Below are 9,854 nucleotides of genomic sequence, written 5' to 3'. Positions count from 1 at the left end.
ATGTTTCGTGTGAAATTACAATAATATTAAATGAAATTTTAACCCAAAAATGGTCAACCTATATCAGGATAATACAGTTGCGTTTATTACTTGAATCTAGCAATCATTACATACCTTGTTTTTTAAGTGAGGCTAATTATAGAAAAAATTAACCTACTTAACTTCATTAATTATAGAAAAGTAATACTAGCATAATTAAAAGAGCTTGGTATAAAATAATTCATTAAAAACTTTATAAATTATTCGTTGCTACTGATGTAAACCTAATTATACAAGAACAAATCAAAACCGTAACTCTAATCCAATCTCGCTTTGAGCGTATGAATTCTATGGATTTTCCCCGTGTGGGTTTCCTCAAATTTTTCAACAAAATAGATTTTTTTAGGCTTTTCAAATTTTGTTATTTCATCTATCTCTTTAATTTGCTGAGTAAGTTCTTCTAAGCTTTCTTCAGAAAACGGAGCTTCTACAAACAAGATTATTTTTTCTCCTAAGGCGTCATCGGGAAGAGATGTGATAAAAAACCTGTGCAGAATTGTATTTGCTAACTTTCGCTCTACCTGCTCCGGAAAAATTTTGACACCTCCGGTATTGATTACGTGATCTATCCTTCCGCGCCAATAGAACTTTTTATACGTTTCTAATTCAACTACATCATTGGTAACTATAGGTGCTGCTGCCACTCCAGGAGCTTTGATCACCAAGCAATTGCGTTCATCTACACTCACACTCACATTTGGCAATAATTTAAACGGAATCTCTCCTTGCTTACTTTTTGCAGAGTTCACGCGTCTTGCCGCAATATGCGTTACGGTTTCAGTCATTCCGTAGGTTTCGTAAACTTTCGTAGGTAAATCTTGTACAAGTGCTTTCAGCGGAAGCGAAATAGCTCCGCCTCCCACAATAAGTTTAGAAACCAAATGCAGTCTTCCCAAGGAATTATCCAATTGAAATGGCGTCATTGCACAAAAATCATAACGTTTAAAAACTTGGTCTAGCGGATTAGATTTTGGCGGTACACTATCTATATGCCAACCTAAAACCATGGCACGTACCACCATCAATTTTCCTGCAATATAGGTAGCTGGCAAACATAATAAAGCAGTGGTTTTCTCGGATAACTCAAAAAATTTACCCGTTGCTTTGGCACTATTAAACATCCATTCTTTACGGATTTGAATAATTTTGGGCGCCCCCGTAGAGCCAGAAGTATGCACCTCAACATAGTCCTTATCATCTAACCAGTCTAAGAAAAACTTTCCTATTTCTTCTTCATAGGGTTCGCCTTCTTCGGTATATAAAGTCGCTAATTCTTTAAGGCTAACCACATCTAGTGAACTCCCTCTCCATTGAAAATCTTGATGTATTTGCGTAAAATCTAATGTGTTTTCTACCATAACCAAGGTTTGTTATTCAGTGTAAAGTTAAGATTTTCAAAAGAATAAGCTTTTTTAATTTGGTGTTCTAGTTTCTAGAGGAGCTTTAATCTTACCAAAAAGCTTTTCTTTCCAGTTATTCCACTTGTACATTTTTGCCATAATGATATAAAAAATAGGATAAACGATTAATAAAGGCAAGAAAACATCGAAACCAATGCTAGGTTCCGCCACATCTTTCAACAATGACTCCGACTGAAATGCAGTCCAATTTGCGGTGACTAAAATAATTCCGACAAGGTTATTCCCCGCATGAAAACCTAAAGCAAGCTCCATACCTTCATCCATTAAAGTAATAATTCCCAAAAACAATCCAGTTCCTATATAGAAAAATAGAATGGTATAGCCTAGTTTTCCCACTTCTGGATTTGCTAAGTGCAATAATCCAAAGATTAGCGAAGTGATGATCAAAGGCGTAAATTTAAACTGAAACGAGTTATTAAATTTTATATAAGATGATTTATCATACACTTTTCTTGCCTGTAAAAACATATGAATCCCAACAAAAATTATTAGTGATACCAACGCAATTAAAGCATTTTCACCAAAGTCTAAATCATATAAATAATTAGCTCCAAAAAGAATGAGCGATATGAGTAGAGTGGCGATTAATCCTATAGAAAAATATTCGTGTCTTGTTCCCATACCAAAACCCTGCATAAGATAACCTCTAAAAATATATTCTTCTAAACTGGTTTGTATAGGAACCATCACAATGGCTATGAGACAAAGAATAAGAAAAGGCATGGGTTTATAATTCCATACATAATTCTCTGGATTGCTCTGGTAATCTATCAAAATAGACACCGAAGAAAATACAGCTATTAAACCAAATCCTAATAAAATTCTTCCCCAGTCTATTTTTTTACGGGTGGTGGTAATTTTCATAAGACTAATCTGGTGTAGGTATTTTACAGCCAACTTTAGGCCTATAAAACCAACAGCAAAAGACAATAATAACAAGAAGATTAAAAGATTAGGATCTAGGCTTTGCATCAACTCGGTTTGCGACATTCCCACCACATCAAGGCCTCGATCTAGAAAAATAGCAATGGTTAACGGAATTTGTCCTATGGTCGCTGCTAATGCTACAATTAATGAGCCTACTAAATATAACCAAAAATCGTGCTTTCCGCGATATGCTTGTTCTATAAACATTAGAATGGGTGCTTGTTAATTCCCCAAAATTGCATGGGATTGTAAAATAAATTTTCGCCTTTTACTTCCAAAGGACTTTCGATATTATTGGTAAAAAGACCTCCCGTTCCCAAACCTTGTGGCATCGTGTTTCCTTGCAAAAAGGTGTATTGTGCAATGGCATTAAGACCTACATTACTTTCTAAAGCGCTTGTGATCCACCAATGTGTATCATTTTGGTTTGCTAGAGAAATCCATTCATCCATTCCTTGAAACCCACCTATTAAGCTCGGTTTTAAAATTATATATTGCGGATTAATATCTTGAATTAATTTTTCCTTATCGGAAGTATTAAAAACTCCTATTAATTCTTCATCTAAGGCGATAGGCAACGGAGTTACCTCACATAACCTAGCCATTTCTTGTAGTTGCCCTTGGCGGATGGGTTGCTCGATACTGTGCAAATTTAGTTCGCTTAGGCGTTGTAATTTTTCCAAGGCTTCTTCTGGTAGGAAAGCTCCGTTGGCATCTACGCGTAACTCTATATCATTGGCAGAAAACTCTTTTCTAGTGTACCGAAGAAGTTCCATTTCTGCTTCAAAATCTATAGCTCCAATTTTAAGTTTAATGCAACTAAAACCTTGCTTTATTTTCTCCTGAATTTGCTCTTTCATAAAAGATTTCTTCCCCATCCAAATTAGTCCGTTGATAGGAATTCCTTTTTTTCCTTCCGTAAAGAGAGAAGGAAAAAGAATATGAGGATGCTCACTTTCTAGCGATTTCAAAGCCATTTCCAATCCAAAAATAATGGACGGGTATTCTTTTAATTCCGTAAAGAGAAAAGCTGGATTCTTATGAATATGTTCACAAAGCCATTGAAGCTTTTGCTCATAATCTGGACGGTCGTCTATACTTAATCCGCGAAGGATTCCGCATTCACCTATTCCTCTTTTACCTTCTTTTTCTAGAATTAAATACCAAGTTTCTTTGGTCGTAAGAACGCCCCGAGAAGTTCCACTGGGGCGTTTAAAATTTAAATTAAGTTTTTGATAGCGTGCTTTCATTAAATTTCTATGCTTTCTCCTATCTCTAAAAGATGGAGTTCTTTCTTTTTCATTTCAAATTTTTCTTTAGCTACTTTATGGTCAATTTCTATAAACCCAAACGTATCGTAATGGCAACCTAAAATTTTATCACATTCTATAAAATCACTAGCAATTACGGCATCATCTACGCCCATAGTGAAATTATCGCCAATAGGTAAAACCGCTAAATCTACTTGGTGACGCATAGGGATGAGCTTCATATCCATCGTTAAAGCAGTATCCCCTGCAATATACACACATTTTTCGTTTGCTTCTATCACAAATCCCCCGGGTTGGCCGCCGTAGCTTCCATCTGGAAATGAGCTGGTATGAATAGCATTCACATATTTTACTTTTCCAAAATCAAATTCCCAAGAACCACCGTGATTCATAGGATGCACTTCAAAACCTTTAGCTTCGAAGTGATTGGCGATTTCAAAATTACTTACAATGATAGCGCCCGTGTTTTTAGCAATTGCTTCCACATCTAAGGTATGATCCTGATGCGCGTGCGTAACTAAAATGTAATCTGCCTTTAATTGCTGAATATCTACTTTATCTTTTGCCAAATCGTTACCTGTGATAAATGGATCTACAATAATGTGCTTTCCGTCTATTTCTAATCCTAGACTATTCTGTCCGTAAAATGTAATTTTCATGATTCTAATTTTTATGGAATTTACTAAAATAGAAATGAATGTCTAAATGCTTCACATTTATATAACATTTTTGGCAGTTTGTTTTGTCTAATCAACCACACAAATTTTTAAAATTACCAGACCTTACAGCTATTAAAATCTGTAAGGTCTCTTTTAATTTTAAAGTAAGCTCAATACTAGAAAAAGTAAAGCGATAGCAAAAGTACTTAGCGCTACTTTTTTAAGTTCGGGGTCTAATAACACCGGACTTGTATTTTTGGCAATTGTTTTTAAGTGAATAAATAACGGAATAAAGCCTAATAAAGAAACAGCTAACAAATAGTTTTTTGAATGAAGAATAAATAATACCAGACCTAGAAAGGCCAAAATGATTAACACATAATGGTATTTTTTTGCCTTAGCTGCTCCCATATACACGACCAATGTGTTTTTTTGAGCTTTGGTATCGCTTTCTTGATCTCGCATATTATTAAGATTTAATACTGCGGTGCTTAATAGACCAATACTAACGGCTGGCAACAAGTTAATAAAATGAAAATAATGCACGTATAAAAAATGAGAACCTAAAACACCCACTAACCCAAAAAAGATAAAGACAAATACGTCTCCCAAACCTCTATAACCATAAGCAGATTTTCCTACGGTGTATTTAATCGCTGCTGCAATGGAAGCTAATCCTAAGAGAAAAAATAGAATGGAATATAAAAATTTATCACTCCCAAAAGCGGTATATATTAATAACAACGCCATCACCAAACTAAATGCGCTTACGAGAATCATTCCTACTTTCATTTCTTGATGAGAGATGATTCCGCTTTGTATGGCTCGCATAGGACCAATTCTATCTTCATTATCGGTGCCTTTTACGCCGTCTCCATAATCATTTGCAAAATTAGAAAGCACTTGTAAGCCCAATGTGGTTAATAGAGCTAAAATAAATATGCTTAGCGAAAAATGGCCTTCCAATCGCGCTAATGCAGTTCCTACCAATATTCCGGCTATAGAAAGTGGCAAAGTTCTTAATCGTGCTGCAGACACCCAAGTTTTAAACTTTGTCATCTACGAGCGTATTTTATAAAGGAGTTCTTTGTATAAATCTGCTGGTGTGGCAGAAGCCGCATCAACCCCTTTACTTTTCATATCTATTTCTCTTAAAGTAGTGACTATTCCGCTTACCTGTCGCATTGGATAGTTGTTGGCCGCAACACTATAATCGCTTACAAAAAACGGATTCACTTTTAGGCTTTTCGCTACGCCCCCCTTAGACTTATCTTTTAAGCCGTGGTATAATAATACTTTAGAGAAAAAATTATAAAGAATAGGAATGGTAAGCACTATAGGATGGTTTTTTTGGTTTTGAGAAAAATAATCAATAATGCGGTAGACTTTAGTAAAATCTTTAGTACCGAATGCTTTTTGCAATTCAAAATTATTAAAGTCTTTACTTATACCTATATTTTCTTCAATAATCTCTGGTGTGATTTCGTTTCTTCCGTTTAAAATTAATTCCAATTTATCAATCTCATTGGTGATTTTAGCCAAATCATTTCCTAAAAACTCTGTCAATAAATGAGTTGCTTTTGGTGAAATGGAATAACCACGTCGTTTTACCTCATCTCTAATCCAAGTAGGAATTTGATTTTCATAGATTTTTTTACTCTCAAATATGACTCCGCTTTTAGCGATCGCCTTATACACTTTTTTACGCTTGTCTAATTTTTTATATTTGTAACAAAAGATTAATATGCTGGTCGGTTGCGGATTTTCAGCATAAGCCTCTAATTGGTTTTTTTTCTTATCTGCTTGTGCTAAAATCTCCCGAGACATATCTTGTGCCTCTTTCACTATCACCACTTGATATTCGGCCATCATAGGGAAACGTTTTGCTGTACTCAACACCTCATCTAAATTTACATCTTTTCCGTACAATGTAGTTTGATTAAAAGCTTTCTCATCTTCCGTTAAGATATTTTCTCCTAAGAATTCAGATATTTTATCGATATAATACGGCTCCTCTCCCATTAAAAAATAAATAGGCTTTAATTTTCGCTGCTTTATATCCTGTAAAAGCGATTTTAATTCCATAGATAAAAAATTGTATTTCGCTAAAGCGGAAACGCTAGAAATTTGTTTTCTTTGAAGCTTATGAACAAGCTCAATTTTCCGTCTTATCAATTTCGCTTCAAAAATAACGAAAATAAAGTGTCTATTTTTGATGTTATCCGTAAAAAGTTCATCATTCTTACGCCAGAAGAATGGGTAAGGCAGCATACGGTTCATTTTTTACATCATGAAAAAAAATATCCGCTACAGCTTATCAACGTAGAAAAACAGCTTAAACTTAACGGGTTAATAAAACGTTACGATGTCGTGGGTTTTTATAAGGAAGGTAGTTTACAGCTTATTGTAGAATGCAAAGCGCCTTCTGTAAAAATTACCCAAGACACCTTCGATCAAATTGCCCGCTACAATATGGCTTTAAAAGCACGCTATTTAATGGTTACTAACGGATTGAATCATTACTTTTGCCAATTGAATTATGAAGAAGAAAAGTATGATTTTTTACAAGACATTCCAGATTTCTCTAGTTAAGATAAATGTATGACCATAGCAGTAGTAATTTTAAATTGGAACGGAAAATCGCTTTTAGAACAGTTTTTACCTTCAGTAGTGAAACATTCCACACAAGCCACAGTTTATGTAGCCGATAATGCCTCTACAGATGATTCTATTTCTTTTGTTGAACGACATTATCCGCAGGTAAAAATAATTCAGAATAACGTAAATGGTGGCTATGCAAAAGGGTATAATGATGCCTTAGCGAAAGTGAAAGAAGATATTTTTATCTTACTCAATAGCGATGTAAAAGTTACGCAAAACTGGCTTACTCCTATAGAGAAAATGTTTACTTCTTCTCCAAAAATTGCTGTTATTCAACCCAAAATTCTCGATTATAAAAAGAAAACACATTTTGAATATGCCGGAGCTGCTGGCGGGTTTATAGACCGATTGGCTTATCCTTATTGCAGAGGAAGAATATTCAATACCTTAGAAGAAGATAGGGGTCAGTACGATAATGATCAAGAGATTTTTTGGGCGAGCGGCGCTTGCTTAGCGATTAGAAGAAGCGTTTTTGAGGAAGTAAACGGTTTGGATGAAGACTATTTTGCGCATCAAGAAGAAATTGATTTGTGTTGGCGCATTAAAAATAGAGGTTACCAATGTTGGTATACCTCAGCTTCTAGCATTTATCATTTAGGCGGAGCCACGCTCAACGTAATGAATCCCAAGAAAACCTTCTATAATTTTAGAAACTCGCTTTACAACATATTAAAGAATGTTCCTGGATTCAAAGCCTACTTGCTTATATTTATTAGAATGCTATTAGATGCGGTTGCCGGAATTCAATTTTTAGTTCAAGGAAAGCCGAAACACTTCTTAGCCATCCTAAAAGCACATGGGAGTTTCTACAAAAATTTTCTCCGTATTCAGAAAAAAAGAAAATTTATAAAACCTTCTGAAAGCGGTGATTTCTTGTTCTCAATCGTTTGGAAGTACTTTATAAAAGGACAAAAAAAGTTCCATGAGCTCTCATAAGTTATAAAAATGTTAATCTGTTATAAGGCGTCCTGCAATTTTAATAGCTTTGAATCTTCAAATAGTATAAACTATAAAGTTATGAAACGTATATTTTTATTGACAGCATCTGCTGTTTTTTTATTTTCTTCTTGTGTTTCTTCTAAGAAATACAAAGCGATGGAAACCAAGCAACAAGACACTCAAGATTTATTAAATACAGCTACGATTAAACTTAATACTTGTCTAGAAGATAAGGAATATCGTGTAAATAGTCTAAAAGATCAAATCAACTTACTTAAAAACACCAATTCTGCGCTTTTAAATGCTCAAGGGGATTTATCTACTTTATCTAAAAAAGGTGCAGAAAACTTGGAGCGTTCTTTAGAGAGTATGAAAGAAAAGGACTTGCAGATTAAAACTATGCGGGATGCCATCAATAAAAAAGACTCGGTTACTTTAGCTCTAGTTACCAGTTTAAAAGGTGCTTTAAGTAATATTAATGATGATGATATTGAGATTAATGTAGAGAAAGGAGTCGTTTTCGTATCTATTTCAGATAAATTATTATTCCGTAGCGGAAGCTACCAAGTTTCTAACCGAGCAAAAGAAGTGCTAGGTAAAGTTGCGAAAGTAGTGAAAGACAAGAAAGATTTCGAATTTATGGTAGAAGGACATACAGATTCTGTGCCAATTAAAAATTCTTGTATGGAAGACAACTGGGATTTAAGTACTAAGAGAGCTACTTCTATTGTTCGTATCTTACAACATGACTTTGATGTAGATCCTGCAAGAATGACCGCAGCGGGTAGAAGTCAATATGTTCCCGTAGATAGTAACGAAACCTCTGCTGGAAAAGCAGCTAATCGTAGAACAAAAATTATTGTTCTTCCTAAGTTAGACCAGTTTTATGGAATGATTGAAGAAGGAATGAAAAAAGCGAAGTAAGCTTTTAAAGTTTAAAATATGTATAAAAAAGTCCTCGATGATCATCGAGGACTTTTTTTATTCCCTAAAGAAAGGTTCGTATTGTAACACCCTAAAATCTATGGTATCTAATTCTGGATTCTTGAGTTTCATTTGCTTATAAAGCCCCATACTTCCCACAGCGCGATTGGCAGCTCCAGAGGGCGCCGTTAAAGAAACCGTTTTGATTAATCGCCCCTCCAGCAAAAACTGATGGATTCTTGGCACTTCCAAGCTCACTTTCTTTAGTTGAATATCTCTAAAACCTTTAATATGCCTTCTAAAAAAATATTCGGGGCCATTCTTGCTATTTCCTCCCGTAAACAACAGGGTATCTACCTGCGGGTGTTTTTTTAAAATCCCAATCATATCTCTTAAAACCGGCCTTTGCATGCCAATATCTGAAGCGTCAATTTTCTCTCTATAGGCATATTCTACCATGTCACATACACCGATATTATTTTTGATTAATACCTCTTTTCGTTCTTCTATCGCTTCCGCGGAATTGTTATAGGTAAGATCAAGCTTAAATATTCTTTCTATAATTTTCCATAATTGTCCGTCCCTACTTCCGTAGCAAAAATTAACATCATCGGGTTTAAAATTTCCCGTAGTAAACCTTGGTGGCGGTAAAGTGCCCACAATCAGTTTGGTGGCATTTTTTGGAATAAAAGGCGGATAAGGATGTTGATGTTTAAACATAGGTTTGTTAGATATTAGACGTTAGAGGCTAGATCACTTCGTTCTTAGATACTAGACCTCTTCGTTATTAGATTTTAGACCGTTGCGCTGCTAGACTAGAGACTAAAGACTAGAAGTTTAAAATAACGGAATTAAAACCACCATAAAATTAATTAAAGATAATTTTAATGGTGGTTTTAGATTGGTGCATTCTTGCGTATTAAGTCTTACGGAAAAGTGGTCTGCTCGACCGTATTGTTTCGATGCGGGCAAGTCTTACATCTTACGTCTTATATCTTAATCGGACAATATTT

10 protein-coding genes are annotated in these 9,854 nt (G+C 34.9%); 3 read left to right on the top strand and 7 right to left on the bottom strand.

Annotated elements, in window-relative coordinates:
• Positions 1-296: 296 nt before the first annotated feature.
• The 6 genes from RLT85_RS12525 to holA form a co-directional block, all read right to left on the bottom strand.
• The gene (locus RLT85_RS12525) at positions 297-1,397 is read right to left on the bottom strand and encodes an AMP-binding protein (RefSeq protein WP_311402391.1); all 1,101 of its coding nucleotides are present in this window, start codon (positions 1,395-1,397) and stop codon (positions 297-299) included.
• Positions 1,398-1,451: 54 nt separating this feature from the next.
• Positions 1,452-2,594, bottom strand: coding sequence for a CPBP family glutamic-type intramembrane protease (locus tag RLT85_RS12520; RefSeq protein WP_311402390.1), 1,143 nt, complete (start codon positions 2,592-2,594; stop codon positions 1,452-1,454).
• Positions 2,594-3,637, bottom strand: a complete 1,044-nt coding sequence (locus tag RLT85_RS12515; protein ID WP_311402389.1) for an o-succinylbenzoate synthase — start codon at positions 3,635-3,637, stop codon at positions 2,594-2,596. Before RLT85_RS12515 ends, RLT85_RS12520 begins: the two co-directional genes overlap by 1 nt.
• Complete coding sequence (locus tag RLT85_RS12510) at positions 3,637-4,317, bottom strand: metal-dependent hydrolase (protein ID WP_311402388.1); 681 nt, start codon at positions 4,315-4,317, stop codon at positions 3,637-3,639. Before RLT85_RS12510 ends, RLT85_RS12515 begins: the two co-directional genes overlap by 1 nt.
• A 159-nt stretch (positions 4,318-4,476) precedes the next feature.
• On the bottom strand, positions 4,477-5,376 hold the full coding sequence (menA, locus tag RLT85_RS12505; protein ID WP_311402387.1) for a 1,4-dihydroxy-2-naphthoate octaprenyltransferase: 900 nt from the start codon (positions 5,374-5,376) through the stop codon (positions 4,477-4,479).
• The gene (gene holA, locus RLT85_RS12500; protein WP_311402386.1) at positions 5,377-6,402 is read right to left on the bottom strand and encodes a DNA polymerase III subunit delta; all 1,026 of its coding nucleotides are present in this window, start codon (positions 6,400-6,402) and stop codon (positions 5,377-5,379) included.
• 60 nt (positions 6,403-6,462) lie between these two features.
• Between holA and RLT85_RS12495 the strand changes: the two genes are divergently transcribed.
• From RLT85_RS12495 to RLT85_RS12485, 3 genes are all read left to right on the top strand, one after another.
• Complete coding sequence (locus RLT85_RS12495; protein ID WP_311402385.1) at positions 6,463-6,909, top strand: type I restriction enzyme HsdR N-terminal domain-containing protein; 447 nt, start codon at positions 6,463-6,465, stop codon at positions 6,907-6,909.
• 9 nt (positions 6,910-6,918) lie between these two features.
• Positions 6,919-7,914: a glycosyltransferase family 2 protein gene (locus RLT85_RS12490; RefSeq protein WP_311402384.1), complete on the top strand. Its 996-nt coding sequence runs from the start codon at positions 6,919-6,921 to the stop codon at positions 7,912-7,914.
• 81 nt (positions 7,915-7,995) lie between these two features.
• Entirely contained in the window at positions 7,996-8,841 is an 846-nt protein-coding gene (locus RLT85_RS12485; protein WP_308863637.1) for an OmpA/MotB family protein, read from the top strand.
• A gap of 57 nt (positions 8,842-8,898) precedes the next feature.
• Here the strand turns inward: RLT85_RS12485 and RLT85_RS12480 are convergent, their stop codons facing one another.
• Positions 8,899-9,561, bottom strand: a complete 663-nt coding sequence (locus RLT85_RS12480; protein ID WP_311402383.1) for a uracil-DNA glycosylase family protein — start codon at positions 9,559-9,561, stop codon at positions 8,899-8,901.
• Positions 9,562-9,854 lie beyond the last annotated feature (293 nt).

Origin of the sequence: Mesonia ostreae (genome assembly GCF_031845265.1) — a bacterium.
Classification (GTDB): Bacteria; Bacteroidota; Bacteroidia; order Flavobacteriales; family Flavobacteriaceae; genus Mesonia; species Mesonia ostreae.
The sequence above is the reverse complement of the archived record's forward strand: the minus strand, read 5'-3'. Positions and strand labels throughout refer to the sequence as shown.